Below are 26,160 nucleotides of genomic sequence, written 5' to 3'. Positions count from 1 at the left end.
TCTAGTGCTCGACGTCAACTTCTTCGACGAGCTGCGCATCGGCCTCGCGACCGCCGACGACATCAGGCAGTGGTCGCACGGCGAGGTGAAGAAGCCGGAGACCATCAACTACCGGACCCTCAAGCCGGAGAAGGACGGGCTCTTCTGCGAGAAGATCTTCGGTCCGACCCGGGACTGGGAGTGCTACTGCGGCAAGTACAAGCGCGTCCGCTTCAAGGGCATCATCTGTGAGCGCTGTGGCGTCGAGGTCACGCGCGCCAAGGTGCGCCGCGAGCGGATGGGCCACATCGAGCTGGCCGCTCCGGTCACCCACATCTGGTACTTCAAGGGCGTCCCGTCGCGCCTCGGTTACCTGCTCGACCTGGCCCCGAAGGACCTGGAGAAGGTCATCTACTTCGCGGCGTACATGATCACGCATGTCGACACGGAGATGCGTGACCGTGACCTGCCGTCGCTGGAGGCGAAGATCTCCGTCGAGCGGCAGCACATCGAGCAGCGCCGTGACGCCGACATCGAGGCCCGCCAGAAGAAGCTCGAGGCGGACCTGGCCGAGCTGGAGGCCACCGGCGCCAAGGGCGACGCCCGCCGCAAGGTGCGTGAGGGCGCCGACCGCGAGATGCGCCAGCTCCGCGACCGGGCCCAGCGCGAGCTGGACCGGCTCGAGGAGGTCTGGAGCCGCTTCAAGAACCTCAAGGTCCAGGACCTGGAGGGCGACGAGCTGCTCTACCGCGAGATGCGCGACCGGTTCGGCCGCTACTTCCGCGGCGGCATGGGCGCCCAGGCCATCCAGGAGCGGCTGGCCAGCTTCGACCTGGAGGCCGAGGCGGAGAACCTGCGGGAGACCATCCGCAGCGGCAAGGGCCAGAAGAAGGCCCGCGCCCTCAAGCGGCTCAAGGTCGTCGCGGCGTTCCTCAACACCCGCAACTCGCCGAGCGGCATGGTCCTCGACTGCATTCCGGTGATCCCGCCGGACCTGCGGCCGATGGTCCAGCTCGACGGTGGCCGCTTCGCCACCTCGGACCTGAACGACCTGTACCGCCGGGTCATCAACCGGAACAACCGCCTCAAGCGTCTGCTCGACCTCGGCGCGCCCGAGATCATCGTGAACAACGAGAAGCGGATGCTCCAGGAGGCCGTCGACGCCCTGTTCGACAACGGCCGCCGCGGCCGCCCGGTCACGGGCCCCGGCAACCGTCCGCTGAAGTCCCTCAGCGACATGCTGAAGGGTAAGCAGGGTCGTTTCCGGCAGAACCTGCTCGGCAAGCGCGTGGACTACTCCGGCCGTTCGGTCATCGTCGTCGGCCCGCAGCTCAAGCTCCACCAGTGCGGCCTGCCCAAGCAGATGGCGCTGGAGCTGTTCAAGCCGTTCGTGATGAAGCGCCTGGTCGACCTCAACCACGCGCAGAACATCAAGTCCGCCAAGCGGATGGTCGAGCGGTCCAAGCCGGTCGTGTGGGACGTGCTGGAAGAGGTCATCACCGAGCACCCGGTGCTGCTCAACCGCGCGCCCACCCTGCACCGCCTGGGCATCCAGGCCTTCGAGCCGCAGCTCGTGGAGGGCAAGGCCATCCAGATCCACCCGCTCGTCTGCACCGCGTTCAACGCGGACTTCGACGGCGACCAGATGGCGGTGCACCTGCCGCTGTCGGCCGAGGCCCAGGCCGAGGCCCGGATCCTGATGCTGTCCACCAACAACATCCTCAAGCCGGCGGACGGCAAGCCGGTGACGATGCCCACCCAGGACATGGTCATCGGTCTGTACTGGCTGACCACCCAGAAGGAGGGTGGCCTCGGCGAGGGCCGGGTGTTCGCCACGGTGTCGGAGGCTCTCATGGCCTTCGACCGCCACGAGCTGGACATCCAGGCCAAGGTCCACGTGCGGCTCAAGGACGTCCCGCCGCCGCGCGGCTGGGAGGCCCCTGAGGGCTGGGAGTCCGGCGACCCGATCCGGCTGGAGACCACGCTGGGCCGGTGCCTGTTCAACCAGACGCTGCCCGCCAACTACCCCTTCGTGAACTACCAGGTCGGCAAGAAGCAGCTCTCGGCGATCGTCAACGAGCTGGCCGAGCGGTACCCGAAGGTGGAGGTGGCCAACGCGCTCGACTCGCTGAAGGACGCCGGCTTCTACTGGGCCACCCGCGCCGGTGTCACGATCTCCATCGAGGACGTCGTGGCGCCGCCGAACAAGGCCGAGATCATGGAGTCGTACGAGAGGCGGGCCGACAAGGTCCAGCGGGAGTACGACCGCGGTCTGATCACCGACGAGGAGCGCCGTCAGGAGCTCATCGAGATCTGGACCCACGCGACGGCGGACGTCGAGACCGACATGGTCAACGCGTTCCCGGCGACCAACCCGGTCTGGATGATGGTCAACTCCGGCGCCCGCGGTAACCGCATGCAGGTCCGGCAGATCGCCGGCATCCGCGGCCTGGTGTCCAACACCAAGGGTGAGACGATCCCGCGGCCGATCAAGTCCTCCTTCCGCGAGGGCCTGTCGGTGCTGGAGTACTTCATCTCGACCCACGGCCAGCGGAAGGGTCTGGCGGACACCGCTCTGCGGACCGCCGACTCCGGTTACCTGACCCGTCGTCTGGTCGACGTCGCGCAGGACGTCATCGTGCGCGAGATCGACTGCGGCACCGACCGGGCCGTCCCGCTGCACGTCGGCGAGCGCGACTCCCAGGGCAACCTGGTCAAGGCCGAGAACGCCGAGAGCAACGTGCACGGCCGCATCCTGGCCGAGGACGTCGAGGTGGACGGCAAGCTCGTCGCGTCGGCGGGCGTCGACATCAACGACGACGTGGTGACGGCGCTGGTCAACGCCGGCATCGAGACGGTCAGGACCCGCAGCACGCTCGTCTGCGAGGCCAAGATCGGTGTCTGCGCGACCTGCTACGGCCGTTCGCTGGCCACCGGCAAGCTGGTGGACGTCGGTGAGGCCGTCGGCATCATCGCGGCCCAGTCGATCGGTGAGCCCGGCACCCAGCTGACCATGCGTACCTTCCACACCGGTGGTGTGGCGGGCGCCGACATCACCCACGGTCTGCCGCGTGTCCAGGAGCTGTTCGAGGCCCGCATCCCCAAGGGTGTGGCTCCGATCAGCGAGGTCGCCGGCCGGGTCCGGATCGACGAGACCGACAAGACCCGCAAGATCGTCATCACTCCGGACGACGGCTCCGACGAGGTCGCCTACCCGGTGTCGATGCGGTCGCGGCTGCTGGTCTCGGAGGGGCAGCGCGTGGACGTCGGCCAGCTCCTGGTCGCCGGTGCGCGCAACCCCAACGAGGTCCTGCGGATCCTCGGCCCGCGTGCCGTCCAGCTCCACCTGGTGGACGAGGTGCAGCAGGTCTACCGCTCGCAGGGTGTGTCGATCCACGACAAGCACATCGAGGTCATCGTCCGGCAGATGCTCAAGCGCGTGAACGTGCTGGAGTCCGGCGACACCGAGCTGCTGCCCGGTGAGCTGGTCGAGCGGCCGCGCTTCGAGGCGATCAACCGTCAGACCGTGGCGGAGGGCGGCCAGCCGGCCTCCGGCCGTCCGGTCCTGATGGGCATCACCAAGGCCTCGCTGGCCACGGAGTCGTGGCTGTCGGCGGCGTCCTTCCAGGAGACGACGCGAGTCCTCACCGACGCGGCGATCCACGCCAAGTCGGACTCGCTGCTCGGCCTCAAGGAGAACGTCATCATCGGTAAGCTCATCCCGGCCGGTACGGGCATGCCCCAGTACCGCAACATCCGGGTGGAGCCGACCGAGGAGGCCAAGGCCGCGATGTACACGGTCGGCGGCTACGACGGCTCGGCGGCGGACTACACCTTCGGCTCGGGCAGCGGCGAGGCCGTCCCGCTGGAGGAGTACGACTTCGGCCAGTACGGCCGTTGACAGGTCGCCGCGGTGAGCGATCGCCGCGGCGGGGACGTACGGAAGCGGCCCGGGGCATCCCGCTCCGGGCCGCTTTCCGCTGTCCGAGTCTTCTGGAGCGAGCCGGAGGGCGGGCCGGGCGCGCGACGCCGGGTGGGGACGGTGCGGAAACCGTGAGAAGCCGCTCGTGGGGGCGGTATGATGGGGGGCCGAGTCCTTCGGCGGTCCGGCTTGGGCCGTCGGCGCAGCGGCACGTCGAGACAGCGGGGCACGTCCCTCCGGGGCGTCCTCCTCTGTTTTGACGTGTTGTACGGGGGCGGGTAGGCTTTACGTTCGTGCCCGTCTGTGGGCTCGCACGCGTGCGCTCAAATGCCGCTTCTCGATAAGAGAGGCGTGTGGGGGGCGCCGTGTGATTCCTCCAGATCGACCGGGTCCGCCCGGGTGTGATGCGACTAGAGCGCGACACGCCCGAGCGCGGGGGTCGAAGGGGATGGAAAACCAGCAGGTCATGACACCGGCAGTACCTGCGAGCCTGTGAGAGGCGGCATCGCCACCTCGATCGGGTCCTACGTATCACCGGCTAGGCACGAAACGGAGACGCGGTGCCCACCATTCAGCAGTTGGTCCGAAAGGGCCGGCAGGACAAGGTCAGCAAGACCAAGACTCCTGCCCTCAAGGGGAGCCCGCAGCGGCGTGGCGTTTGCACCCGCGTTTACACGACGACCCCCAAGAAGCCCAACTCGGCGCTGCGCAAGGTGGCCCGTGTTCGGCTCACCAACGGCATCGAGGTCACGGCTTACATCCCCGGGGTGGGCCACAACCTCCAGGAGCACTCGATGGTGCTCGTGCGTGGTGGTCGTGTGAAGGACCTGCCGGGTGTTCGCTACAAGATCATCCGTGGTTCGCTGGACACCCAGGCCGTCCGCAACCGCAAGCAGGCCCGCAGCCGTTACGGCGCTAAGAAGGAGAAGAGCTGACATGCCGCGCAAGGGTTCCCCTGGCCGCCGCCAGCTGGTCGCTGACCCGGTGCACAACTCGCCGCTGGTCACCGCGCTCATCAACAAGGTTCTCCTGGACGGCAAGCGCTCCCTCGCGCAGTCGATCGTCTACGGCGCCCTCGAGGGCTGCAGGGAGAAGACCGGCAACGACCCGGTCGTCACCCTCAAGCGCGCTCTCGACAACGTCCGCCCGACGCTCGAGGTGAAGAGCCGCCGCGTCGGTGGCGCCACCTACCAGGTGCCGGTCGAGGTCAAGGCCTCGCGCAGCACCACGCTGGCCCTGCGGTGGATCGTCCAGTACTCCCGCGCGCGCCGTGAGAAGACCATGACCGAGCGGCTCATGAACGAGCTGCTCGACGCGAGCAACGGCCTCGGCGCCAGCGTCAAGCGGCGCGAGGACACGCACAAGATGGCCGAGTCCAACAAGGCCTTCGCCCACTACCGCTGGTAGTGAGCACCGACGACGAGTTAAGGACGCGAAGAAGTGGCCACCACGACCGCTCTTGACCTGGCCAGGGTCCGAAACATCGGGATCATGGCCCATATCGACGCGGGCAAGACCACGACGACTGAGCGCATCCTGTTCTACACCGGCATCAACTACAAGCTGGGTGAAGTCCATGAGGGCGCTGCCACCATGGACTGGATGGAGCAGGAGCAGGAGCGCGGCATCACCATCACCTCCGCCGCGACCACCTGTAGCTGGCTTGATCACACGATCAACATCATCGACACTCCGGGTCACGTGGACTTCACCGTCGAGGTGGAGCGCTCGCTCCGCGTTCTCGACGGCGCCGTCGCGGTGTTCGACGGCGTCGCCGGCGTCGAGCCGCAGTCGGAGACGGTGTGGCGTCAGGCCGACCGCTACGGCGTGCCCCGCATCTGCTTCGTCAACAAGATGGACCGGGTCGGCGCGGAGTTCCACCGCTGCGTGGACATGATCGTGTCCCGCCTGGGCGCGACCCCGCTGGTCGTCCAGCTCCCCTGGGGCGTCGAGGCCGACTTCAAGGGCGTCATCGACCTGGTGAAGATGAAGGGCCTGCTCTGGAGCGCCGAGGCGGCCAAGGGCGAGATGTACGACACCGTCGACATCCCGGCCGACCACGCCGACGCGGCCCGTGAGTGGCGCGACAAGCTCGTCGAGACCGTCGCCGAGAACGACGACGAGCTCATGGAGCTCTTCCTCGAGGGCACCGAGCCCACCGAGGAGCAGCTCGTCGCCGCCATCCGGCGCGCGACCATCAGCGGTGCGCTCAACCCGGTCCTGTGCGGCACGGCGTTCAAGAACAAGGGCGTGCAGCCCCTGCTCGACGCGATCGTCGCCTACCTCCCCGCCCCCACCGACATCCCGGCCTTCAAGGGCCACGCGGTGGGCAACGAGGAGCAGGTCGTCGAGCGTCACGCCGACCCGAACGAGCCGTTCGCGGCCCTGGCCTTCAAGATCATGAGCGACCCGCACCTGGGCAAGCTCACCTACATCCGGCTCTACTCCGGAACGCTCGAGGCCGGCACCACCGTGATCAACTCGGTGAAGGGCAAGAAGGAGCGGATCGGCAAGATCTACCAGATGCACGCGAACAAGCGCGAGGAGCGCCCGTCCGCGGTGGCTGGTCAGATCGTCGCCGTCATGGGCCTGAAGGACACCACCACCGGTGACACCCTCTGCGACCCGGCGAACCAGGTCGTGCTGGAGTCCATGACGTTCCCGGCCCCGGTCATCAACGTGGCGATCGAGCCCAAGACCAAGGGCGACCAGGAGAAGCTCTCGACCGCGATCCAGCGGCTGGCCGAGGAGGACCCGTCCTTCCAGGTCCGCCGTGACGAGGAGACCGGGCAGACGGTCATCTGGGGTATGGGCGAGCTCCACCTGGAGATCATCGTCGACCGGATGCGCCGCGAGTTCAAGGTCGAGGCGAACGTCGGCCGCCCGCAGGTCGCCTACCGCGAGACCGTCCGCCGCAAGGTGGAGAAGGTCGAGTACACGCACAAGAAGCAGACCGGTGGTTCCGGTCAGTTCGGTCGCGTCATCATCGACCTGGAGCCGCTGGGCGAGGGCAACGACGGTTACGAGTTCGAGAACAAGGTGACCGGTGGCCGCATCCCGCGGGAGTACATCCCGTCGGTGGACGCGGGCTGCCAGGAGGCCGCCGAGTTCGGCGTGCTGGCCGGCTACCCGATGGTCGGCGTCAAGGTCACCCTGCAGGACGGCGCCTTCCACGAGGTCGACTCGTCCGAAATGGCTTTCAAGATCGCCGGGTCGATGGCTTTCAAGGAGGCCGCCCGCAAGGCCGACCCCGTGCTCCTCGAGCCGATGATGGCCGTCGAGGTCACCACGCCCGAGGACTACATGGGCGACGTCATCGGCGACCTGAACGGTCGTCGCGGGCAGATCCAGGCGATGGAAGACCGGACCGGGGCCAAGGTCATCCGGGCCCTCGTCCCGCTGTCAGAAATGTTCGGGTACGTGGGCGACCTGCGAAGCAGGACCCAGGGCCGAGCCGTCTACAGCATGCTGTTCGACTCCTACGCGGAGGTGCCTCCGGGCATCGCCAAGGAGATCGTCGCGAAGGCTCGGGGCGAATAGTTCCGCACCGCTGTGGCGGGGCGTCGTAGAGATCGTCGCCCCGTCGCCAGAGGGCTCGGGACGAGCAGTTCCGCTCGGTGCGGGGCGGGGGCGTGCTCCCGCCGTGCACAGCCTGAGTTAGAAGACGCAAGTCAAGTCAGAATCTCTAAGGAGACAGACCAGTGGCCAAGGCCAAGTTCGAGCGGAACAAGCCGCACGTGAACATCGGCACCATTGGGCACATCGACCACGGCAAGACCACTCTGACCGCGGCGATCACCAAGGTGCTTCACGACCGTTTCCCGCAGCTCAACGAGGCGACCCCGTTCGACAAGATCGACAAGGCGCCCGAGGAGAAGGCTCGCGGAATCACCATCTCCATCGCGCACGTCGAGTACCAGACCGAGAAGCGCCACTACGCCCACGTGGACTGCCCCGGTCACGCCGACTACGTGAAGAACATGATCACCGGTGCCGCCCAGATGGACGGCGCGATCCTGGTGGTCGCCGCCACCGACGGCCCGATGCCGCAGACGAAGGAGCACGTCCTCCTGGCCCGCCAGGTCGGCGTTCCCTACATCGTCGTGGCCCTCAACAAGGCCGACATGGTCGACGACGAGGAGATCCTGGAGCTCGTCGAGCTCGAGGTCCGCGAGCTGCTGTCCGCCCAGGAGTTCCCGGGCGACGACCTGCCGGTCGTGCGCGTATCGGCGCTCAAGGCGCTCGAGGGCGACGAGAAGTGGGGCGACTCGATCATCGAGCTCATGAACGCCGTGGACGAGAACGTCCCCGAGCCGGTTCGTGACACCGACAAGCCGTTCCTCATGCCGATCGAGGACGTGTTCTCGATCACCGGTCGCGGCACCGTCGTCACCGGCCGTATCGAGCGCGGTGTCGTCAAGGTCAACGAGACCGTCGACATCATCGGCATCAAGGAGAAGAGCACCACGACGACCGTCACCGGCGTCGAGATGTTCCGCAAGCTCCTCGACGAGGGCCAGGCCGGTGACAACGTCGGTCTGCTCCTGCGTGGCATCAAGCGCGAGGAGGTCGAGCGCGGTCAGTGTGTCATCAAGCCGGGCACGACCACCCCGCACACCGAGTTCGAGGCGCAGGTCTACATCCTGTCCAAGGACGAGGGCGGCCGCCACACGCCGTTCTTCAACAACTACCGTCCTCAGTTCTACTTCCGTACGACTGACGTGACGGGCGTGGTGAACCTGCCGGAGGGCACCGAGATGGTCATGCCCGGTGACAACACCGAGATGACCGTCCAGCTCATCCAGCCGGTCGCCATGGAAGAGGGCCTGAAGTTCGCGATCCGCGAGGGTGGCCGCACCGTCGGCGCCGGTCGCGTCACGAAGGTCATCAAGTAGCAGCACCGCTGGGCGGCGGTCGGGTCCGCAAGGGCCTGACCGCCGCACCGCGCAGGGGCCGGAGACGGTCCTCCACGGACGACGAGACCGTGATCTCGCAGTGCTTTCGGCCGCACTTCGACCGAAGCCACTGCCAGATCACGGAACACCGGACGGAATCCGGGCGTCGGTCACGTGGAAACAGACCTGCGGCAACAGGCCGCGCGATGCTTTATAGGACGACAGCGAAGGACACCGAGGCCATTATGGCGGGACAGAAGATCCGCATCCGGCTTAAGGCGTATGACCACGAGGTCATCGACAGCTCGGCCAAGAAGATCGTCGAGACGGTGACGCGGACCGGCGCCAAGGTCGCTGGCCCGGTGCCGCTGCCGACCGAGAAGAACGTGTACTGCGTCATCCGGTCGCCGCACAAGTACAAGGACAGCCGCGAGCACTTTGAGATGCGTACGCACAAGCGGCTGATTGACATCATCGACCCGACGCCGAAGACGGTCGACTCGCTCATGCGTCTCGACCTTCCCGCCGGCGTGGACATCTCGATCAAGCTCTAAGGAACGCACTGACATGGCTAAGCAGATCAAGGGCGTCCTGGGCAAGAAGCTCGGCATGACCCAGGTCTTCGATGAGGCGAACCGGGTGATCCCGGTCACCGTCGTCGAGGCCGGTCCGTGCGTGGTGACCCGGGTCCGCACTCCGGAGAAGGACGGCTACTCCGCCGTCCAGCTCGGCTACGGGCAGATCGACCCGCGCAAGGTGAACAAGCCCCTGGGCGACTACCTGCGCAAGCACGACATCACCCCGCGCCGCTACTTCGCCGAGGTTCGCACCGACGACGCCTCCGAGTACACGGTCGGCCAGGAGCTCCTCGCCGACACCTTCGAGGCCGGGCAGTACGTCGACGTCACGGGCAAGAGCAAGGGCAAGGGCTACGCCGGTGTCATGAAGCGCCACAACTTCCGTGGTCTGGGCGCTTCGCACGGTACCCAGCGCAAGCACCGCTCCCCGGGCTCCATCGGTGGCTGCGCCACCCCGGGCCGCGTCTTCAAGGGCCTGCGCATGGCCGGCCGGATGGGCAACGTCCGCACGACGGTCCAGAGCCTCAAGGTGCACGCCGTGGACGCCGAGAAGGGCCTCATCCTGATCAAGGGTGCGATCCCCGGCGCCAACGGCAGCCTGGTCCTCCTCCGCACCGCTGCCAAGAAGGGGGTTGCTGCGAAGTGACCACGACCATTGACGTCCTCGACGCCAGCGGCGCCAAGACGGGGACCGTCGACCTCCCCGAGGAGGTCTTCGGGACCAAGGTCAACGTCCCGCTGATCCACCAGGTGGTCGTCGCCCAGCTCGCCGCTCGCCGGCAGGGCACCCACGCCACCAAGACCCGCGGTGACGTCTCCGGCGGCGGCAAGAAGCCGTACCGGCAGAAGGGCACCGGCCGCGCCCGCCAGGGTTCGACCCGCGCTCCGCAGTTCGCCGGCGGTGGCACCGTCCACGGCCCGCAGCCGCGCTCGTACGAGCAGCGGACGCCCAAGAAGATGAAGGCGGCGGCCCTGAAGGGCGCGCTGTCCGACCGCGCCGGCGGCGGCCGCGTCCACGTGGTGAGCAGCCTGGTCACGGGTGACACGCCCAAGACCAAGGCCACCCTCGAGGCGCTGCGCAAGATCACGCAGGCCCGCAGCGTGCTCGTCGTGGTCGACGAGAACGACGAGCTGACCTGGCTCAGCCTGCGCAACGCGCCCGAGGTCCACCTGCTGGACGCGGGACAGCTGAACACCTACGACGTGCTGTGCCACGACGACGTGGTCTTCACCCGTGAGGCCTACGACCAGGTCGTGGCCCGGCTGGCGAACAGCGGGAAGGAAGAGGCCTGATGCAGAAGATCGCCGACCCGCGCGACATCATCCTCAAGCCGATCGTCTCCGAGAAGAGCTACGGCCTGATCGATGAGCACAACAAGTACACGTTCCTGGTGCGCAAGGGTGCCAACAAGACGCAGGTGAAGATCGCCGTCGAGCAGATCTTCGGCGTCAAGGTGACCGGCGTGAACACGATCAACCGCCAGGGCAAGCGCAAGCGGACCCGGCACGGCTACGGCCAGCGCCCGGACACCAAGCGCGCGATCGTGAGCCTGGCCGAGGGCGAGCGGATCGACATCTTCGGTCAGATCGGCTAGCACCTGCCGCAGCGGGGAGAGGGGCCCCTCGCCACCGAGCGAGGGACTCGCCCCAGTAGTCAAGCACCGGGGGGACCGCCGAGAGGCGGACCCCGACCGGTACGAACCGACGAAGGATGAACGAAAGAGATGGGCATCCGTAAGTACAAGCCGACGACTCCGGGTCGTCGCGGCGCGAGCGTCTCGGACTTCGCCGAGATCACGCGCAGCACGCCGGAGAAGTCGCTGCTTGCCCCCCTGCACAGCAAGGGCGGCCGTAACGTCCACGGCCGGGTGACCGCCCGGCACCAGGGAGGCGGGCACAAGCGCGCCTACCGGATCATCGACTTCCGCCGCCACGACAAGGACGGGATCCCGGCCAAGGTCGCTCACATCGAGTACGACCCCAACCGCACCTCCCGCATCGCGCTGCTGCACTACGCCGACGGCGAGAAGCGCTACATCCTCGCCCCGGTCGGCCTCAAGCAGGGGGACCAGGTCGAGAACGGCCCCACGGCCGACATCAAGCCGGGCAACTGCCTGCCGCTGCGCAACATCCCGACCGGTACCTTCATCCACGCGGTGGAGCTGCGTCCCGGTGGCGGCGCCAAGCTCGGCCGCAGCGCCGGCGCGCAGATCCAGCTGCTCGCCAAGGAGGGCATGTACGCCACGCTGCGTATGCCGTCCGGAGAAATGCGTCAGGTCGACGTGCGCTGCCGGGCCTCGGTGGGCCAGGTGGGCAACGCCGAGCAGTCCAACATCAGCATCGGCAAGGCCGGCCGCAACCGCTGGAAGGGCAAGCGCCCCACGGTCCGCGGTGTCGCCATGAACCCGGTCGACCACCCGCACGGTGGTGGTGAGGGCAAGACCTCCGGTGGTCGTCACCCGGTGAACCCGAAGGGCAAGCCCGAGGGCCGCACCCGGCAGCCGAACAAGCCCAGCGACCGGCTGATCATCCGTCGTCGGAGCAAGAGGAAGAAGCGGTAGGAGCAGCCGAAATGCCACGTAGTCTTAAGAAGGGTCCCTTCGTGGACGATCACCTTCAGAAGAAGGTGGACGCCCAGAACGAGAAGGGCACCAAGAACGTCATCAAGACGTGGTCGCGGCGCTCCATGATCGTGCCCGACATGATCGGTCACACGATCGCCGTGCACGACGGCCGCAAGCACGTCCCGGTGTTCATCACCGACTCGATGATCGGTCACAAGCTCGGTGAGTTCGCCCCGACGCGGACGTTCCGCAGCCACGTCAAGGAAGACCGCCGCAGCCGGCGGTAAGCGCCTTCAAGCCAGCAGTTAGAGGAGAAAGCGATGGAAGCCAGGGCACAGGCGCGGTACGCGCGCCACACGCCCCGGAAGGCCCGCCGCGTGGTGGACCTCATTCGCGGGCTGCCCGCTTCGGAGGCGCAGGCCGTGCTGCAGTTCGCTCCCCAGGCGGCGAGCGAGACCGTTTACAAGGTGCTCTCGAGCGCGATCGCGAACGCTGAGCACAACTTCAAGCTCGACCGGGACACGCTCTTCGTGAGCCGGGCGTGGGTCGACGAGGGCCCGACGCTCAAGCGCTTCCGCCCGCGTGCCCAGGGTCGTGCCTATCGGATCAACAAGCGGACCAGCCACATCACTGTGATCGTGGAGTCCCGCGAGCCGAAGGGAAGGACCCGCTAGTGGGCCAGAAGGTTAACCCGCACGGGTTCCGCCTCGGCATCACGACCGACTTCAAGAGCCGGTGGTACGCCGACAAGCTGTACAAGTCGTACGTCGCCGAGGACGTGGCGATCCGTCGCATGCTGCAGAAGGGCATGGAGCGGGCCGGCATCTCCAAGGTCGAGATCGAGCGCACGACCGACCGCGTCCAGGTCGACATCCACACCGCTCGGCCGGGCATCGTCATCGGCCGCCGCGGCGCCGAGGCCGACCGCATCCGCGGCGACCTGGAGAAGCTGACCAAGAAGCAGGTCCAGCTGAACATCCTCGAGGTGAAGAACCCCGAGATCGACGCGCAGCTCGTCGCGCAGGGCGTGGCCGAGCAGCTGTCCAGCCGCGTCTCGTTCCGCCGGGCCATGCGTAAGGCCATGCAGTCCGCCATGAAGAGCGGGGCCAAGGGCATCCGTGTCCAGTGCTCCGGCCGCCTGGGCGGCGCCGAGATGTCGCGCTCGGAGTTCTACCGCGAGGGCCGCGTGCCCCTGCACACGCTCCGTGCGGACGTGGACTTCGGCTTCTACGAGGCCCGCACCACCTTCGGCCGCATCGGCGTGAAGGTGTGGATCTACAAGGGCGAGGCCCCGACCAGCCGTTCCGAGCGGGAGGCGGCCGCGGCCGGCGCCCGCGCGGGCCAGCGTCGTGAGCGTGACGACCGTCGCGGTGGCGCGGGCGAGCGTCCGCGTCGTGGCGGCGACCGTCCCCGCCGTGGCGGCGCGGGCCGTAACGACCGTGCACCCAGGACTGAGGCGGCCGCGCAGGCCGCCCCCGAGACCGGCCCGGCGGAGCAGCCGGGTGCTGAAGGGAGCTGACCATGCTGATCCCGCGCAGGGTCAAGCACCGCAAGCAGCACCGGCCCGACCGCAGCGGCGCCGCCAAGGGCGGCACCCGGGTCGTCTTCGGCGAGTTCGGCATCCAGGCGCTTGAGCACTCCTACGTGACCAACCGCCAGATCGAGGCCGCGCGTATCGCCATGACCCGGCACATCCGCCGTGGCGGCAAGGTGTGGATCAACATCTTCCCGGACCGCCCCCTGACGAAGAAGCCGGCCGAGACCCGCATGGGTTCCGGTAAGGGCTCTCCGGAGTGGTGGATCGCCAATGTCAAGCCCGGCCGTGTCATGTTCGAGCTGTCCGGTGTCGCCGAGCCCGTGGCCCGCGAGGCCATGCGGCGTGCGATGCACAAGCTCCCCATGAAGTGCCGTTTCGTCAAGCGTGAAGTGGGTGAGGCGTGATGGCTAAGGGTCTGACCGCCGCGGAGCTGCGTGTCGAGGACCAGGAGGTGCTGGTCCAGAAGCTGAAGGAAGCCAAGGAGGAGCTGTTCAACCTCCGCTTCCAGGCGGCGACGGGTCAGCTGGAGAGCCACGGGCGGCTGCGCGCCGTCCGCCGCGAGATCGCCCGCATCTACACCGTGATGCGCGAGCGCGAGCTCGGAATCGTCACGGTCGAGAAGGAGCCGAGCGATGTCTGAAGCAACCGAGACCCCGACCACTGAGACGGCCGCGGAGACGCAGCGGAACTACCGCAAGACCCGTGAGGGCCTGGTCGTCAGCGACAAGATGGACAAGACCGTCGTCGTCGCCGTCGAGGACCGCGTCAAGCACCCGCTGTACGGCAAGGTCATCCGCCGTACGACCAAGTACAAGGCCCACGACGAGCAGAACGCCTGCGGCGTCGGCGACCGTGTCCTCCTGATGGAGACCCGGCCGCTGTCGGCCACCAAGCGGTGGCGGGTCGTCGAGATCCTCGAGAAGGCCAAGTAACACCACAGACGCGCCTCGTGGGGGGTGGGAGACCGCCCCCCATGATGGCGTCCAAGGGGCGGGGCCGGCAATCGGTCCCGTCCGCCCGCGGCGGCGGTCGTACGGCTGTCGCCGAGGGAAAAAGACCACATCAGGTTCGGCCAGGCTCACCGCGAGGGTGAGAACCGGCACGACACACAGGAGTAGACGTGATCCAGCAGGAGTCGCGGCTCAAGGTCGCCGACAACACGGGTGCCAAGGAGATCCTTTGCATCCGCGTGCTCGGTGGCTCGGGTCGGCGCTACGCGGGAATCGGCGACATCATCGTGGGCACGGTGAAGGACGCCATTCCCGGCGGAGGCGTTAAGAAAGGCGACGTTGTCAAGGCTGTCGTGGTGCGCACCGTGAAGGAGCGCCGCCGCCCCGACGGCTCCTACATCCGCTTCGACGAGAACGCCGCGGTCATCATCAAGGACAGCGGAGACCCGCGGGGCACCCGCATCTTCGGCCCGGTGGGCCGAGAACTGCGCGACAAGAAGTTCATGCGCATCATCTCGCTCGCGCCGGAGGTGCTGTGATGCCGAAGCTGCACGTGAAGAAGGGCGACCTCGTCCAGGTCATCGCCGGCAAGGACAAGGGCGCCAAGGGCCGGATCATCGCCGCCTACCCGCGTGACGAGCGCGTGGTGGTCGAGGGCGTCAACATGATCAAGAAGCACTCCAAGGTCACCAACCAGGGCCCGCGCGGCGCCAAGGAAGGCGGCGTGCAGACCATGGAGGCTCCCATCCACGTGAGCAACGTCAAGAAGCTCAAGGATGACGAGAAGAAGCCCGAGAAGAAGGCCGCCGACAAGGGCGAGGCCGAGGCGACGGGTGAGGACAGCTGATGACCGCCACCACTGAAGAGCGAGTTGTTCCGCGCCTCAAGCAGCGCTACCGCGAGGAGATCATCGCGAAGCTGCGCGAGGAGTTCGGCATCGAGAACATCATGCAGGTGCCCACGATCACCAAGATCAAGGTGAACATGGGTGTCGGCGAGGCCGCCCGCGACTCGAAGCTCATCGAGGGCGCCGTGCGCGACCTGACCGCCATCACCGGCCAGAAGCCGGCCGTCGCCCGCGCCCGCAAGTCCATCGCGCAGTTCAAGCTGCGTGAGGGCATGCCGATCGGCGCACACGTGACGCTGCGCGGCGACCGCATGTGGGAGTTCCTCGACCGCCTGCTGTCCCTGGCGCTGCCGCGTATCCGGGACTTCCGCGGTCTGTCGCCGAAGCAGTTCGACGGCAACGGCAACTACACCTTCGGCCTCACCGAGCAGGTCATGTTCCACGAGGTCGACCAGGACAAGGTGGACCGGCAGCGGGGCATGGACATCACGGTCGTGACCACCGCGAAGAACGACGAGCAGGGCCGGGCGCTGCTGAAGCTCCTCGGTTTCCCCTTCAAGGAGGCCTGATCATGGCGAAGACGTCGCTGAAGGTCAAGGCAGCGCGCAAGCAGAAGTTCGAGGTGCGGGCGTACACTCGGTGCTCCCGCTGCGGCCGTCCCCGCGCTGTCTACCGCAAGTTCGGGCTGTGCCGCGTGTGCTTCCGCGAGATGGCGCACCGGGGCGAGCTGCCCGGCATCACCAAGTCGAGCTGGTAAGCCCTCCGCGGGCCAGCCGTACAGAAGTCATATCAACCGGGCGCTGACCACAGCGCCCACGACCACACCGAAGGTCCCATCGGGGAAACCGCGGTGAGGAAGGCCACCGGCCATGACGATGACCGACCCGATCGCAGACATGCTGACGCGTCTGCGGAACGCGAACTCGGCCTATCACGACACCGTGAGCATGCCTTACTCCAAGATCAAGGCGCACATCGCGGAGATCCTCCAGCAGGAGGGCTACATCCAGGGCTGGAGCGTCGAGGACGCCAAGGTTGGCAAGAACCTCGTGATGGAGCTGAAGTTCGGCCCCAGCCGCGAGCGCGCCATCGCCGGCCTGCGCCGGGTGTCGAAGCCCGGTCTGCGGGTCTATGCAAAGAAGGACAACCTGCCCCGCGTTCTGGGCGGTCTGGGCGTCGCGATCATCTCGACGTCCGGCGGCCTCATGACGGACCGGCAGGCGACCAAGCGTGGAGTGGGCGGGGAAGTCCTCGCCTACGTCTGGTAACGAGGGGAGGCACTCAGCATGTCGCGAATCGGACGGCTGCCCATCCCCGTACCGGCGGGTGTCGACATCACGATCGACGGCCGGGAAGTCCAGGTCAAGGGGCCCAAGGGCACGCTCACTCACACCGTCGCCGAGCCCATCGAGGTCTCGCGTGGCGAGGACGGCACCATCGCCGTCACCCGCCCGAACGACGAGAACAAGGTTCGTGCGCTGCACGGCCTGTCCCGCACGCTCATCGCCAACATGGTGGCGGGCGTCACGCAGGGCTACACGAAGACGCTCGAGATCGTCGGCGTCGGTTACCGCGTCCAGGCCAAGGGTCCGACGGAGCTGGAGTTCTCGCTGGGCTTCAGCCACCCGGTGATCGTCAAGGCCCCCGAGGGCGTCAGCTTCCGCGTCGAGAAGCCGACCCTGTTCCACGTGGACGGCATCGACAAGCAGAGGGTCGGCGAGGTCGCCGCCAACATCAGGAAGCTGCGTAAGCCGGACCCGTACAAGGGCAAGGGCGTGCGCTACCAGGGCGAGGTTGTCCGCCGCAAGGTCGGAAAGGCTGGTAAGTAGGCATGGCTGGAAAGACTGCGTTCGGCAAGCACACGGCCGCCCGCACGGTCTCCCGGGCCCGCCGGCACCGCCGTGTCCGCAAGAACGTCTTCGGCACGGCCGAGCGTCCGCGCCTGGTCGTCAACCGGTCCACGCGTCACCTGTTCGTGCAGATCGTCGACGACACTCAGGGCCACACGCTGGTGAGCGCGTCCACGATGGACGTCTCGCTGCGCGGCGCCGAGGGTGACAAGACCGAGAAGGCGAAGAAGGTCGGCGAGCTTCTCGCTCAGCGGGCCAAGACCGCCGGGATCACCGCTGTCGTGTTCGACCGCGGTGGCAACCGCTACGCGGGGCGCATCGCCGCTCTCGCGGACAGCGCCCGTGAAGGCGGGCTGGAGTTCTGATGGCTCCGGTCCGTGGGTCGCGACCGACGACCCGTCCCAAGAGCAACGAGAAGAGGAACCACTGATGGCTGCAGCTCCGCGTCGCGGTGCCGGCGGCGGTGGCGAGCGGCGTGACCGTCGTGAGGACCGCCGCGGTGGCGCCGCAGACAAGGGCGTCTCGTACATCGAGCGCGTCGTAAAGATCAACCGAGTGGCCAAGGTCGTCCAGGGCGGTCGGCGCTTCAGCTTCACCGCGCTGGTCATCGTCGGCGACGGCAACGGTCTCGTCGGGGTCGGCTACGGCAAGGCCAAGGAGGTGCCCGCGGCGATCGCCAAGGGTGTCGAGGAGGCCAAGAAGCACTTCTTCAAGGTCCCGCGCATCCAGGGCACCATCCCGCACCCGGTGCAGGGCGAGGACGCCGCCGGCGTCGTCCTCCTGCGTCCGGCCTCGCCCGGTACGGGTGTCATCGCGGGTGGCCCGGTTCGCGCGGTCCTGGAGTGCGCCGGGATCCACGACGTGCTGTCCAAGTCGCTCGGCTCCGACAATCCGATCAACATCGTGCACGCCACCGTGGCCGCTCTGAAGGGTCTCAGCCGGCCCGAGGAGATCGCCGCCCGTCGTGGCCTGCCGATCGAGGACGTCGCTCCCAAGGCGATGCTGAAGGCTCGCGCCGAGGGCCTGGCCGAGGCGGCGGCGGCCGCGAAGGCGGTGAGCTAGCGATGGCTCGTCTGAAGATCACCCAGACCCGGTCCAAGATCGGTGGTCAGCAGAACCAGCGTGACTCGCTGCGCTCGCTGGGTCTGAAGCGAATCGGCGACGTCGTCGTCAAGGAGGACCGCCCGGAGATCCGGGGCATGGTCGCCAAGGTGTCGCACCTCGTCGAGGTTGAGGAGGTCGACTAGTCATGACCGAGAACGCTCCGCTCAAGATCCACGACCTCCGTCCGGCCCCCGGCGCCAACAAGGCCAAGACCCGCAAGGGGCGCGGCGAGGGCTCCAAGGGCAAGACGGCCGGCCGTGGCACCAAGGGCACGAGGGCCCGTACTGCTGTGATGCCGGGCTTCGAAGGTGGCCAGGTCCCGCTCCAGCGGCGGCTGCCGAAGCTGAAGGGCTTCTCCAACGCCCTGTTCAAGACGACCTACCAGGTCATCAACCTGGACAGGCTCGGGGAGCTGTTCCCCCAGGGCGGCGACGTCACGCTCGACGACCTGGTGGCCAAGGGTGCGGTCCGCAAGAACCAGCCCGTGAAGGTGCTGGGCACCGGCGAGATCTCCGTGGCGCTGAACGTGCAGGCGCACGCCTTCTCCGCCAGTGCGAAGGAGAAGATCGCCGCGGCCGGTGGCTCGGTTTCCGAGCTGTAGGCATGACGCTGCACGAGGCGCGGAGGTTCGTTATGAGCCTCCGCGCCCGTAGTGCGTTAGAGTTCGCCTGGCACGGGGCTCCACCCGTGTCCGACCAAGCACTCTGGCAGGAAGACATGTCGATGGACGCCTTGCGGGCCATCGCCGACCGTTACCGCGTCACTGGCGCGCAGGAGGGACCGTGCTGACCGCGATTACCCGGGCGTTCCGGACGCCGGACCTGCGCAAGAAGCTGCTCTTCACACTGGGCATCATCGTGCTGTTCCGGCTCGGCTCGGTGCTTCCCACTCCGGGCGTCAACGCCCGGAACGTGGCCCTGTGTCTGGAGGAGGCCCAGGCGGGAGACGCTGCCAACATCTACGGGATGGTGCAGCTCTTCAGCGGCGGCGCCTTGTTGAAACTTTCAGTGTTCGCGCTCGGCATCATGCCGTACATCACCGCGAGCATCATCCTGCAGCTGTTGACGGTGGTGATCCCCCGGCTGGAAGCCCTCAAGAAGGAGGGCCAGGCGGGCACGGCGAAGATCACGCAGTACACCCGTTATCTGACCATCGGGCTGGCGGTGCTGCAGTCGACCGCGTTCGTCGCACTGGCCCGCACCGGGCAGCTCTTCCAGAACTGCAACAAGGAGATCCTGCTCAGCCAGGACATCTTCCCGCTGGTCACCATGGTCATCACGATGACCGCCGGCACCGCAGTGATCATGTGGCTGGGCGAGCTGGTGACCGACCGCGGCGTCGGCAACGGCATGTCGATCCTGATCTTCACCCAGGTCATCGCGGTGTTCCCGTCGGAGCTCGTGAACATCTACCGGCAGAGCCCGTTCAAGTTCGTCGTCGTGATGATCGTCGGCGTCGTGATGATCGGCGTCGTCGTGTTCATCGAGCAGGCGCAGCGCCGCATCCCGGTGCAGTACGCCAAGCGGATGGTCGGCCGCCGGATGTACGGCGGCACCTCGACCTACATCCCGCTCAAGGTGAACCAGGCCGGCATCATCCCGGTCATCTTCGCCTCGTCGCTGCTGTACCTGCCGCAGCTGCTGGTCACGCTGTTCGGCAACAGCCAGAAGCCCAACGCGGTGGTCGAGTGGCTGGCGCAGAACATGATCAGGGGCGACCACCCGATCTACATGGCCACGTTCTTCCTGCTGATCGTCTTCTTCACCTACTTCTACGTGTCCATCACTTTCAACCCCCCTGAAGTGGCTGACAACATGAAGAAGTACGGTGGGTTCATCCCGGGCATCCGCCCGGGCCGGCCGACCGCTGAGTACCTGAGCTACGTGCTCAACAGGCTCACGGCCGCAGGCGCTCCGTATCTGGGTGTGATCTCGCTCATCCCGATCATCGCGCTGGCGGTGGCCGGAGCGAGCCAGAACTTCCCGTTCGGAGGGACCAGCATTCTGATCATGGTTGGTGTTGGTCTGGACACGGTCAAGCAGATCGAGAGCCAGCTTCAGCAGCGCAACTACGAGGGCTTCCTGAGATAGTGCGCGTCGTCCTGGTAGGGCCCCCCGGAGCGGGTAAGGGGACGCAGGCCCAGTTCATCGCTTCGCACCTGTCGATCCCGAAAATCTCGACAGGTGACATCTTCCGTGCCAACGTCTCCGGCGGCACGGAGCTCGGCAAGCTCGCCAAGGAGTACATGGACCGCGGCGACCTCGTTCCCGACGAGGTGACCGTGGCCATGGTCCGGGACCGGCTGTCGGAGGACGACGCGCAGGAGGGCTTCCTCCTGGACGGCTTCCCCCGCAACGTGCCCCAGGCCGAGGTCCTCAAGAAGATGCTGGCCGAGTTCGGTACGGCGCTCGACGTGGTCCTCAACCTGGTCGTCGAGGACGACGAGGTCGTACGCCGCCTGGCGGGCCGCCGTACGTGCCGATCCTGCGGCAAGGTGTGGCATGTCGTGTTCGACCCGCCCGCCGTGGAGGGCGTCTGCGACGCCTGCGGCGGGGAGCTCTTCCAGCGGGACGACGACCGCGAGGAGACGATCAGGCGCCGCCTGGAGGTCTACCAGGAGCAGACGGCGCCGCTGATCTCGTTCTACGCCGACGAGGGGATCCTGCAGGGGGTCGACGCGACCGGGCCGGTCGAGGAGATCACCCAGCGGGCGATGTCGGCCCTGCGGCGGTTCGCCGACTGAATCATTACCGCGGCCGGGAACGCCACTCCACTTCATGGGGTGGCGTTCAGGCTTATATGGGACAATTCCGGGAGGGGGTGCGATACGTGTTCAAGAAGAACCGGCACGGAATTCAGATCAAGAGCGCCGAGCAACTGGAGAAGATGCGTGCGGCCGGCCTGGTCGTCGCCCGGACGCTGGAACTGCTCCGGACGTCGGTGCGGCCCGGGATGACGCCGCTCGACCTCGACGCCATCGCCGAGGAGGCGATCCGCGGCGAGGGCGCGATCCCGTCGTTCAAGGGCTACCAGGGCTTCCCCGCCACGATCTGCGCCTCGGTGAACGACGAGGTCGTTCACGGCATCCCCACCGACCGCCGCAAGCTCCGCGAGGGCGACATCATCTCGATCGACTGCGGGGCGATCCTCGACGGGTGGCACGGCGACTCGGCGATCACCGTGGGGATCGGCGAGGTCGACCCCGCGCTGACCGAGCTGATGCGGGTGACCGAGGAGGCCATGTGGCGGGGCATCGCCGCCCTGCGGGTCGGCGGGCACCTGTCCGACATCGGCCACCAGGTCGAGCAGTACGTGCGCTCTCAGGGCCGCTACGGCATCCCCCAGGAGTACGGCGGGCACGGCATCGGCACCGAGATGCACATGGACCCCTGGGTGGCCAACCACGGCAGGCCGGGGCGCGGCCCCCGCTTCGAGGTGGGCATGTGCTTCGCGGTCGAGCCGATGGTGAACCTCGGCACCGACCGCACGAAGGTGCTGACCGACGACTGGACGGTCGTGACGCTCGACGGCCGGGCCTCCGCCCACTTCGAGCACAGCGTCGCGGTGACGGAGAACGGCCCCCTGGTTCTCACCGCGCTCGACGGCGGAGCCTCCCGCTTCCCCGGCGCCGGCGCGCAGGCGGGAGAGACCGTCTGACGGCCACGCCCGCCCCGGCGGAACGTGCACCATAATGGTCGTATCGCTCGAACAGCCTGGAGACGGTGATGGCGGCAGCGCCTGAGATGCGGGCCTCGGACGGCGACCGGGACCGGGTCGCCGCGGCACTGCGCGAGCACGTGGCCGAGGGCAGGCTCACCATCGACGAGTTCAACGAGCGGCTGGAGCAGGTCTACCAGAGCCGTACGTACGGGGAACTGGCCAGGCTCACCTCCGACCTGCCCGAGATCGACCTGCACCGGCTGCCCGCCTCCACCGAGTCCGCACCGCGGCCTCGTCCGGCCCGGCGTGACGACAAGGCGCGGGCCGGCCTGAAGGCCGCCTGGACCGCCTGGGCGGGCGCCAGCGCCGTGAACTGGATGATCTGGCTCATCGTCGGCGTCAGCTCGGGCCACTTCGTCTATCCGTGGCCCTTGTGGGTCATGGGCCCCTGGGGCGTCATCCTCTTCATCAACACTATCTCCGGAACGGCCGGACAGTCCCGGCGCAACACCTGACCGCCCCGCACGGCCGCAGGCCGCGAGCGTGTCCTGTCGGGCGGGTCCGCCGAAGCCCTTGCGGGTGAGCGGCCCCTTCTTTACCGGAGGGTCGCCGTCGCGGGAGCCGCACGAGGGTAGATGTCCGGTGTCGCGACGTACGGCCCCCGTCCGGGCCGTGCCCCCGCGGTGATCAGGCCGCACCCACCCGTCCCGGCATTTCGGCGGTGCCGGGCGGGCGGGTGCGGCGGCTTCCCCCGGAATCGGCCCGAGGAACGGGCCGGCGCCGAATTGGCCGGATGCCCCCGCCGGGGGTACTCTGTGATCTGGTTGTGTCGGGACCCCTGCCGTCGTTTCGCAATTCGGCCCGGGTTGTCGTACACTCCTTTGTCGGTTCACTATGACCTTTTGCGCCTAGGCGACCTGGCTGGTCGCCGCTCTCTGGAAGCGCCCGAAGGTCGCGGCTGCTTAGTGTTCCGAAGCCTCAGACGATCCGATCAGTGAAACGCGAGGGCCATGGCCAAGAAAGACGGCGCCATCGAGATTGAGGGCACTGTTATTGAGTCGCTCCCGAACGCCATGTTCCGGGTGCAGCTCGACAACGGTCACAAGGTCCTGGCCCACATCAGCGGGCGGATGCGGATGCACTACATCAGGATCCTGCCCGACGACCGAGTGGTCGTAGAGCTGAGCCCCTACGACCTGAGTCGTGGGCGGATCGTCTACCGGTACAAGTAGGTCCCCCCGCCAGCGGGACGGGCCGTATGCGGAACGAATAAGGACTATGAAGGTCAAGCCGAGCGTCAAGAAGATCTGCGACAAGTGCAAGGTGATTCGCCGGCACGGTCGCGTCATGGTGATCTGCGACAACCTGCGCCACAAGCAGCGCCAGGGCTGAGCCCAGCTCTCGGTACGTCGCCACCAGGCCCCTGCTGAGTCCGTCACGCGCGGGCTCGACCCGCGTGAGGGCCGGAACAACGAAATCGCGTCTCACACCCGCGCAGGCGGCGAAAGCCGTACCACGCGGGAGACCCCCGGTCGGAGGCCGGGGCCCTCGCCCGGGCATGGGAGGGGAAGTGCGGCGCAAGACCTCCGCCACATCTAAGGAGAATGCCCGACCATGGCCCGCCTGGTTGGCGTCGACCTCCCCCGCGACAAGCGGCTGGAGATCGCTCTCACCTACATTTTCGGAATCGGCCGCACCCGCGCCCAGGAGATCCTTGAGGCGACCGGCATCAGCCCCGACCTGCGCGTCCACCAGCTGACTGACGCCGAGCTCGTCCCGATGCGTGACTACATCGAGGCGAACTACAAGATCGAGGGTGACCTCCGCCGCGAGATCCAGGCCGACATCCGACGCAAGATCGAGATCGGCTGCTACCAGGGCATCCGGCACCGCAAGGGGCTGCCTGTCCACGGTCAGCGGACGCAGACGAACGCGCGCACCCGCAAGGGCAAGAAGAAGACCGTCGCCGGCAAGAAGAAGCCGGGCAAGAAGTAGTCCTTAGCAGCCACATTTCCAGGAGTTAGCGCTTCAATGCCGCCGAAGAGCCGCCAGGGCGCACCGAAGAAGGTGCGCCGCAAGGAAAAGAAGAACGTCGCTCACGGGCACGCCCACATCAAGAGCACGTTCAACAACACGATCGTTTCGATCACCGACCCGAACGGGAACGTGATCTCCTGGGCCAGCGCCGGCCACGTCGGGTTCAAGGGCTCCCGTAAGTCCACCCCGTTCGCCGCGCAGATGGCTGCCGAGAACGCCGCCCGCCGCGCCATGGAGCACGGCATGCGCAAGGTCGACGTCTTCGTCAAGGGCCCCGGTTCCGGCCGTGAGACCGCGATCCGTTCGCTGCAGGCGACCGGCCTCGAGGTCGGGTCCATCCAGGACGTGACCCCGGTCCCGCACAACGGCTGCCGTCCGCCCAAGCGCCGTCGCGTCTGAGCTCAGGAGAGTAGAGAGAAATGGCTCGTTACACGGGTCCGGACTGCAAGCTCTGCCGCCGTGAGAAGACCAAGCTCTTCCTCAAGGGCAAGAAGTGCGAGTCCGCCAAGTGCCCCATCGAGATCCGCCCGTACCCGCCGGGTGAGCACGGCCGCGGCCGTCCGAAGGAGTCGGAGTACCAGCTCCAGCTCCGTGAGAAGCAGAAGACCCGCCGCATCTACGGCGTCCTCGAGAAGCAGTTCCACAACTACTACGAGGAAGCCAACCGCAAGGCCGGCAAGACGGGTGAGAACCTCCTCCAGATCCTGGAGAGCCGTCTCGACAACGTGGTCTACCGCGCCGGCTTCGCCGAGTCGCGTGACGCGGCCCGCCAGCAGGTGCGCCACGGCCACTTCCTCGTGAACGGCAAGAAGGTCGACATCCCGTCGTACCGCGTGCGCGAGCACGACATCATCGAGGTCCGCGAGAAGTCGCGCAACCTGCTTCCGTACGAGGTGGCCCGCGCGACCGCCGGCGACAAGACCGTCCCGGCGTGGCTGGGCGTCTCCGCCGAGAACATGCGCATCCTCGTGCACCAGCTCCCGGTCCGCCAGCAGATCGACACGCTGGTCCAGGAGCAGCTGATCGTCGAGCTCTACTCCAAGTAGTAGGGCCCCGGCACTTCATGACGCCGTACGGCCGGTACACTCCCGGCCGTACGGCATCATGGTTGTAGGCGAGCGGCGTCAAATAGCGGGCGTCGCCGTAACCCAGGGACCCCTCGTCGACCGTGGCGGGGCCGTCCCGGATCCAGGAGATCCTGATGCTCATCGCACAGCGCCCGAGCCTCCAGGAGGAGTCGCTCGAGGAGCACCGGTCCAGGTTCATCATCGAGCCGCTCGAGCCGGGCTTCGGCTACACCATCGGCAACTCGCTGCGGCGCACGCTGCTGTCCTCCATCCCGGGGGCGGCGGTCACCAGCATCCGCATCGAGGGCGTGCTGCACGAGTTCTCGACCGTGCCCGGGGTCAAGGAAGACGTCACCGACATCATCCTGAACCTCAAGTCGCTGGTCGTCTCGTCCGAGCACGACGAGCCCGTGGTGATGTACCTGCGCAAGCAGGGCCCGGGTGAGGTCACCGCCGCCGACATCGCGCCTCCGGCCGGTGTGGAGGTGCACAACCCCGACCTGCACATCGCCACGCTGAACGGCAAGGCGAAGCTGGAGATGGAGCTGACCGTCGAGCGCGGCCGCGGCTACGTCTCCGCCGCCCAGAACAAGCAGCCGGGCCAGGAGATCGGCCGGATTCCGATCGACTCGATCTACTCCCCGGTCCTCAAGGTCACCTACAAGGTCGAGGCCACCCGTGTCGAGCAGCGCACGGACTTCGACCGCCTGATCCTCGACGTCGAGACCAAGCCGTCCATGAAGCCCCGCGACGCGGTGGCCTCGGCCGGCAAGACCCTGGTCGAGCTGTTCGGCCTGGCCCGTGAGCTCAACGTCGAGGCCGAGGGCATCGACATCGGCCCGTCGCCGACGGACGCGGCTCTCGCGGCCGACCTGGCGCTGCCGATCGAGGAGCTCAACCTCACCGTCCGTTCGTACAACTGCCTCAAGCGCGAGGGCATCCACACCGTGGGTGAGCTCGTCGCCCGCAGCGAGCAGGACCTGCTGGACATCCGCAACTTCGGCGCCAAGTCGATCGAAGAGGTCAAGCAGAAGCTGCACGAGATGGGCCTGGCTCTCAAGGACTCCCCGCCCGGGTTCGACCCCTCCGCCGTCGCCGGTGGCGGGTACGACGACGAGGACGGCGGGTTCATCGAGACCGAGCAGTACTGAGCGGCACCCGCATCACACC

General features: G+C 67.4%; 36 protein-coding genes. All 36 read left to right on the top strand.

Annotated elements, in window-relative coordinates:
- Window positions 1-4 precede the first annotated feature (4 nt).
- The 36 genes from ABZ857_RS19015 (at window position 5) to ABZ857_RS18840 (ending at window position 26,141) form a co-directional block, all read left to right on the top strand.
- On the top strand, window positions 5-3,880 hold the full coding sequence (locus ABZ857_RS19015) for a DNA-directed RNA polymerase subunit beta' (RefSeq protein ID WP_357044547.1): 3,876 nt from the start codon (window positions 5-7) through the stop codon (window positions 3,878-3,880).
- A 581-nt stretch (window positions 3,881-4,461) separates the two neighbouring features.
- The gene (gene rpsL, locus ABZ857_RS19010; protein WP_030508316.1) at window positions 4,462-4,836 is read left to right on the top strand and encodes a 30S ribosomal protein S12; all 375 of its coding nucleotides are present in this window, start codon (window positions 4,462-4,464) and stop codon (window positions 4,834-4,836) included.
- A gap of 1 nt (window position 4,837) precedes the next feature.
- Complete coding sequence (gene rpsG / locus ABZ857_RS19005; RefSeq protein ID WP_142616379.1) at window positions 4,838-5,308, top strand: 30S ribosomal protein S7; 471 nt, start codon at window positions 4,838-4,840, stop codon at window positions 5,306-5,308.
- A gap of 33 nt (window positions 5,309-5,341) precedes the next feature.
- The gene (gene fusA, locus ABZ857_RS19000; protein WP_357044545.1) at window positions 5,342-7,441 is read left to right on the top strand and encodes an elongation factor G; all 2,100 of its coding nucleotides are present in this window, start codon (window positions 5,342-5,344) and stop codon (window positions 7,439-7,441) included.
- A 161-nt stretch (window positions 7,442-7,602) separates the two neighbouring features.
- Window positions 7,603-8,796 (top strand): elongation factor Tu, encoded by a 1,194-nt coding sequence (gene tuf / locus ABZ857_RS18995; RefSeq protein WP_079319869.1) that lies wholly within the window; start codon window positions 7,603-7,605, stop codon window positions 8,794-8,796.
- Window positions 8,797-9,041: 245 nt separating this feature from the next.
- The gene (gene rpsJ / locus ABZ857_RS18990; protein ID WP_012887830.1) at window positions 9,042-9,350 is read left to right on the top strand and encodes a 30S ribosomal protein S10; all 309 of its coding nucleotides are present in this window, start codon (window positions 9,042-9,044) and stop codon (window positions 9,348-9,350) included.
- A 13-nt stretch (window positions 9,351-9,363) separates the two neighbouring features.
- Window positions 9,364-10,020, top strand: a complete 657-nt coding sequence (gene rplC, locus ABZ857_RS18985; RefSeq protein WP_357044543.1) for a 50S ribosomal protein L3 — start codon at window positions 9,364-9,366, stop codon at window positions 10,018-10,020.
- The gene (gene rplD, locus ABZ857_RS18980; protein WP_357044540.1) at window positions 10,017-10,667 is read left to right on the top strand and encodes a 50S ribosomal protein L4; all 651 of its coding nucleotides are present in this window, start codon (window positions 10,017-10,019) and stop codon (window positions 10,665-10,667) included. The genes rplC and rplD overlap by 4 nt, the downstream gene beginning before the upstream one ends.
- Window positions 10,667-10,969: a 50S ribosomal protein L23 gene (gene rplW, locus ABZ857_RS18975; RefSeq protein ID WP_076432505.1), complete on the top strand. Its 303-nt coding sequence runs from the start codon at window positions 10,667-10,669 to the stop codon at window positions 10,967-10,969. Before rplD ends, rplW begins: the two co-directional genes overlap by 1 nt.
- Window positions 10,970-11,098: 129 nt before the next feature.
- Entirely contained in the window at window positions 11,099-11,935 is an 837-nt protein-coding gene (gene rplB / locus ABZ857_RS18970) for a 50S ribosomal protein L2 (RefSeq protein WP_357044538.1), read from the top strand.
- 11 nt (window positions 11,936-11,946) lie between these two features.
- The gene (gene rpsS / locus ABZ857_RS18965) at window positions 11,947-12,225 is read left to right on the top strand and encodes a 30S ribosomal protein S19 (protein ID WP_182898488.1); all 279 of its coding nucleotides are present in this window, start codon (window positions 11,947-11,949) and stop codon (window positions 12,223-12,225) included.
- Between the two features lie 33 nt (window positions 12,226-12,258).
- A complete protein-coding gene (rplV, locus tag ABZ857_RS18960; protein ID WP_079319864.1) occupies window positions 12,259-12,612 on the top strand; it encodes a 50S ribosomal protein L22 in 354 nt (117 codons plus the stop codon).
- Entirely contained in the window at window positions 12,612-13,457 is an 846-nt protein-coding gene (gene rpsC, locus ABZ857_RS18955; RefSeq protein ID WP_079319863.1) for a 30S ribosomal protein S3, read from the top strand. The genes rplV and rpsC overlap by 1 nt, the downstream gene beginning before the upstream one ends.
- Before the next feature lie 2 nt (window positions 13,458-13,459).
- Window positions 13,460-13,879, top strand: coding sequence for a 50S ribosomal protein L16 (rplP, locus tag ABZ857_RS18950; protein ID WP_030508327.1), 420 nt, complete (start codon window positions 13,460-13,462; stop codon window positions 13,877-13,879).
- Window positions 13,879-14,115 (top strand): 50S ribosomal protein L29, encoded by a 237-nt coding sequence (rpmC, locus tag ABZ857_RS18945; RefSeq protein WP_079319874.1) that lies wholly within the window; start codon window positions 13,879-13,881, stop codon window positions 14,113-14,115. The genes rplP and rpmC overlap by 1 nt, the downstream gene beginning before the upstream one ends.
- Window positions 14,108-14,407, top strand: a complete 300-nt coding sequence (gene rpsQ, locus ABZ857_RS18940; protein WP_357044535.1) for a 30S ribosomal protein S17 — start codon at window positions 14,108-14,110, stop codon at window positions 14,405-14,407. Before rpmC ends, rpsQ begins: the two co-directional genes overlap by 8 nt.
- Window positions 14,408-14,595: 188 nt before the next feature.
- Complete coding sequence (gene rplN, locus ABZ857_RS18935; protein WP_030508330.1) at window positions 14,596-14,964, top strand: 50S ribosomal protein L14; 369 nt, start codon at window positions 14,596-14,598, stop codon at window positions 14,962-14,964.
- A gap of 8 nt (window positions 14,965-14,972) precedes the next feature.
- A complete protein-coding gene (gene rplX / locus ABZ857_RS18930; RefSeq protein ID WP_204050016.1) occupies window positions 14,973-15,272 on the top strand; it encodes a 50S ribosomal protein L24 in 300 nt (99 codons plus the stop codon).
- Window positions 15,272-15,841, top strand: coding sequence for a 50S ribosomal protein L5 (rplE, locus tag ABZ857_RS18925; RefSeq protein ID WP_204014549.1), 570 nt, complete (start codon window positions 15,272-15,274; stop codon window positions 15,839-15,841). Before rplX ends, rplE begins: the two co-directional genes overlap by 1 nt.
- A 2-nt stretch (window positions 15,842-15,843) precedes the next feature.
- The gene (locus ABZ857_RS18920) at window positions 15,844-16,029 is read left to right on the top strand and encodes a type Z 30S ribosomal protein S14 (RefSeq protein WP_030451489.1); all 186 of its coding nucleotides are present in this window, start codon (window positions 15,844-15,846) and stop codon (window positions 16,027-16,029) included.
- A gap of 112 nt (window positions 16,030-16,141) precedes the next feature.
- Window positions 16,142-16,540: a 30S ribosomal protein S8 gene (gene rpsH / locus ABZ857_RS18915; protein ID WP_357044533.1), complete on the top strand. Its 399-nt coding sequence runs from the start codon at window positions 16,142-16,144 to the stop codon at window positions 16,538-16,540.
- Between the two features lie 18 nt (window positions 16,541-16,558).
- Window positions 16,559-17,101 (top strand): 50S ribosomal protein L6, encoded by a 543-nt coding sequence (gene rplF, locus ABZ857_RS18910; RefSeq protein WP_079319861.1) that lies wholly within the window; start codon window positions 16,559-16,561, stop codon window positions 17,099-17,101.
- Window positions 17,102-17,103: 2 nt separating this feature from the next.
- Entirely contained in the window at window positions 17,104-17,487 is a 384-nt protein-coding gene (gene rplR / locus ABZ857_RS18905) for a 50S ribosomal protein L18 (protein WP_079319860.1), read from the top strand.
- A gap of 64 nt (window positions 17,488-17,551) precedes the next feature.
- Window positions 17,552-18,184 (top strand): 30S ribosomal protein S5, encoded by a 633-nt coding sequence (gene rpsE / locus ABZ857_RS18900; RefSeq protein WP_079319859.1) that lies wholly within the window; start codon window positions 17,552-17,554, stop codon window positions 18,182-18,184.
- 2 nt (window positions 18,185-18,186) lie between these two features.
- Window positions 18,187-18,369: a 50S ribosomal protein L30 gene (gene rpmD / locus ABZ857_RS18895; RefSeq protein WP_079319858.1), complete on the top strand. Its 183-nt coding sequence runs from the start codon at window positions 18,187-18,189 to the stop codon at window positions 18,367-18,369.
- A 2-nt stretch (window positions 18,370-18,371) separates the two neighbouring features.
- Window positions 18,372-18,827, top strand: a complete 456-nt coding sequence (rplO, locus tag ABZ857_RS18890) for a 50S ribosomal protein L15 (RefSeq protein ID WP_357044532.1) — start codon at window positions 18,372-18,374, stop codon at window positions 18,825-18,827.
- Between the two features lie 181 nt (window positions 18,828-19,008).
- Window positions 19,009-20,316: a preprotein translocase subunit SecY gene (gene secY, locus ABZ857_RS18885; RefSeq protein WP_357044530.1), complete on the top strand. Its 1,308-nt coding sequence runs from the start codon at window positions 19,009-19,011 to the stop codon at window positions 20,314-20,316.
- Window positions 20,316-20,969: an adenylate kinase gene (locus tag ABZ857_RS18880; RefSeq protein WP_079319854.1), complete on the top strand. Its 654-nt coding sequence runs from the start codon at window positions 20,316-20,318 to the stop codon at window positions 20,967-20,969. The genes secY and ABZ857_RS18880 overlap by 1 nt, the downstream gene beginning before the upstream one ends.
- 86 nt (window positions 20,970-21,055) lie before the next feature.
- Window positions 21,056-21,883 carry a type I methionyl aminopeptidase gene (gene map / locus ABZ857_RS18875; protein ID WP_357044527.1) on the top strand — a complete coding sequence of 276 codons (828 nt, stop codon included), beginning with the start codon at window positions 21,056-21,058 and terminating at the stop codon, window positions 21,881-21,883.
- A 68-nt stretch (window positions 21,884-21,951) separates the two neighbouring features.
- Window positions 21,952-22,401: a DUF1707 domain-containing protein gene (locus ABZ857_RS18870; RefSeq protein ID WP_357044525.1), complete on the top strand. Its 450-nt coding sequence runs from the start codon at window positions 21,952-21,954 to the stop codon at window positions 22,399-22,401.
- Between the two features lie 495 nt (window positions 22,402-22,896).
- The gene (infA, locus tag ABZ857_RS18865) at window positions 22,897-23,118 is read left to right on the top strand and encodes a translation initiation factor IF-1 (protein ID WP_030508344.1); all 222 of its coding nucleotides are present in this window, start codon (window positions 22,897-22,899) and stop codon (window positions 23,116-23,118) included.
- A gap of 46 nt (window positions 23,119-23,164) precedes the next feature.
- Entirely contained in the window at window positions 23,165-23,278 is a 114-nt protein-coding gene (gene rpmJ, locus ABZ857_RS18860) for a 50S ribosomal protein L36 (protein ID WP_003956441.1), read from the top strand.
- A gap of 222 nt (window positions 23,279-23,500) precedes the next feature.
- Window positions 23,501-23,881 carry a 30S ribosomal protein S13 gene (rpsM, locus tag ABZ857_RS18855; protein WP_193206986.1) on the top strand — a complete coding sequence of 127 codons (381 nt, stop codon included), beginning with the start codon at window positions 23,501-23,503 and terminating at the stop codon, window positions 23,879-23,881.
- Window positions 23,882-23,917: 36 nt separating this feature from the next.
- Entirely contained in the window at window positions 23,918-24,322 is a 405-nt protein-coding gene (rpsK, locus tag ABZ857_RS18850; protein WP_020542285.1) for a 30S ribosomal protein S11, read from the top strand.
- Window positions 24,323-24,342: 20 nt separating this feature from the next.
- Entirely contained in the window at window positions 24,343-24,969 is a 627-nt protein-coding gene (gene rpsD / locus ABZ857_RS18845; RefSeq protein WP_142563118.1) for a 30S ribosomal protein S4, read from the top strand.
- A gap of 155 nt (window positions 24,970-25,124) precedes the next feature.
- Complete coding sequence (locus tag ABZ857_RS18840; protein WP_030508347.1) at window positions 25,125-26,141, top strand: DNA-directed RNA polymerase subunit alpha; 1,017 nt, start codon at window positions 25,125-25,127, stop codon at window positions 26,139-26,141.
- Window positions 26,142-26,160: the final 19 nt, after the last annotated feature.

This window comes from Microbispora sp. NPDC046933, assembly GCF_040644635.1.
Lineage (GTDB): Bacteria > Actinomycetota > Actinomycetes > Streptosporangiales > Streptosporangiaceae > Microbispora.
This window is presented reverse-complemented; position numbering and strand designations above follow the sequence as displayed.

Bases quoted from the DNA above. Each gene is read 5' to 3' on its own strand.
- rpsJ (WP_012887830.1), top strand. From the start codon at position 9,042: ATGGCGGGACAGAAGATCCGCATCCGGCTTAAGGCGTATGACCACGAG.
- ABZ857_RS18870 (WP_357044525.1), top strand. From the start codon at position 21,952: ATGGCGGCAGCGCCTGAGATGCGGGCCTCGGACGGCGACCGGGACCGG.
- rpsS (WP_182898488.1), top strand. From the start codon at position 11,947: ATGCCACGTAGTCTTAAGAAGGGTCCCTTCGTGGACGATCACCTTCAG.
- rplW (WP_076432505.1), top strand. From the start codon at position 10,667: ATGCAGAAGATCGCCGACCCGCGCGACATCATCCTCAAGCCGATCGTC.
- rplC (WP_357044543.1), top strand. From the start codon at position 9,364: ATGGCTAAGCAGATCAAGGGCGTCCTGGGCAAGAAGCTCGGCATGACC.
- rpsM (WP_193206986.1), top strand. From the start codon at position 23,501: ATGGCCCGCCTGGTTGGCGTCGACCTCCCCCGCGACAAGCGGCTGGAG.
- rplR (WP_079319860.1), top strand. From the start codon at position 17,104: ATGGCTGGAAAGACTGCGTTCGGCAAGCACACGGCCGCCCGCACGGTC.
- rplB (WP_357044538.1), top strand. From the start codon at position 11,099: ATGGGCATCCGTAAGTACAAGCCGACGACTCCGGGTCGTCGCGGCGCG.
- rplO (WP_357044532.1), top strand. From the start codon at position 18,372: ATGACCGAGAACGCTCCGCTCAAGATCCACGACCTCCGTCCGGCCCCC.
- rplV (WP_079319864.1), top strand. From the start codon at position 12,259: ATGGAAGCCAGGGCACAGGCGCGGTACGCGCGCCACACGCCCCGGAAG.
- ABZ857_RS18920 (WP_030451489.1), top strand. From the start codon at position 15,844: ATGGCGAAGACGTCGCTGAAGGTCAAGGCAGCGCGCAAGCAGAAGTTC.
- rplE (WP_204014549.1), top strand. From the start codon at position 15,272: ATGACCGCCACCACTGAAGAGCGAGTTGTTCCGCGCCTCAAGCAGCGC.
- ABZ857_RS18840 (WP_030508347.1), top strand. From the start codon at position 25,125: ATGCTCATCGCACAGCGCCCGAGCCTCCAGGAGGAGTCGCTCGAGGAG.
- rpmD (WP_079319858.1), top strand. From the start codon at position 18,187: ATGGCTCGTCTGAAGATCACCCAGACCCGGTCCAAGATCGGTGGTCAG.
- rpmJ (WP_003956441.1), top strand. From the start codon at position 23,165: ATGAAGGTCAAGCCGAGCGTCAAGAAGATCTGCGACAAGTGCAAGGTG.
- rplF (WP_079319861.1), top strand. From the start codon at position 16,559: ATGTCGCGAATCGGACGGCTGCCCATCCCCGTACCGGCGGGTGTCGAC.
- rpsK (WP_020542285.1), top strand. From the start codon at position 23,918: ATGCCGCCGAAGAGCCGCCAGGGCGCACCGAAGAAGGTGCGCCGCAAG.
- infA (WP_030508344.1), top strand. From the start codon at position 22,897: ATGGCCAAGAAAGACGGCGCCATCGAGATTGAGGGCACTGTTATTGAG.
- rplP (WP_030508327.1), top strand. From the start codon at position 13,460: ATGCTGATCCCGCGCAGGGTCAAGCACCGCAAGCAGCACCGGCCCGAC.
- rpmC (WP_079319874.1), top strand. From the start codon at position 13,879: ATGGCTAAGGGTCTGACCGCCGCGGAGCTGCGTGTCGAGGACCAGGAG.
- rpsQ (WP_357044535.1), top strand. From the start codon at position 14,108: ATGTCTGAAGCAACCGAGACCCCGACCACTGAGACGGCCGCGGAGACG.
- rpsD (WP_142563118.1), top strand. From the start codon at position 24,343: ATGGCTCGTTACACGGGTCCGGACTGCAAGCTCTGCCGCCGTGAGAAG.
- rpsH (WP_357044533.1), top strand. From the start codon at position 16,142: ATGACGATGACCGACCCGATCGCAGACATGCTGACGCGTCTGCGGAAC.
- rpsG (WP_142616379.1), top strand. From the start codon at position 4,838: ATGCCGCGCAAGGGTTCCCCTGGCCGCCGCCAGCTGGTCGCTGACCCG.
- rpsE (WP_079319859.1), top strand. From the start codon at position 17,552: ATGGCTGCAGCTCCGCGTCGCGGTGCCGGCGGCGGTGGCGAGCGGCGT.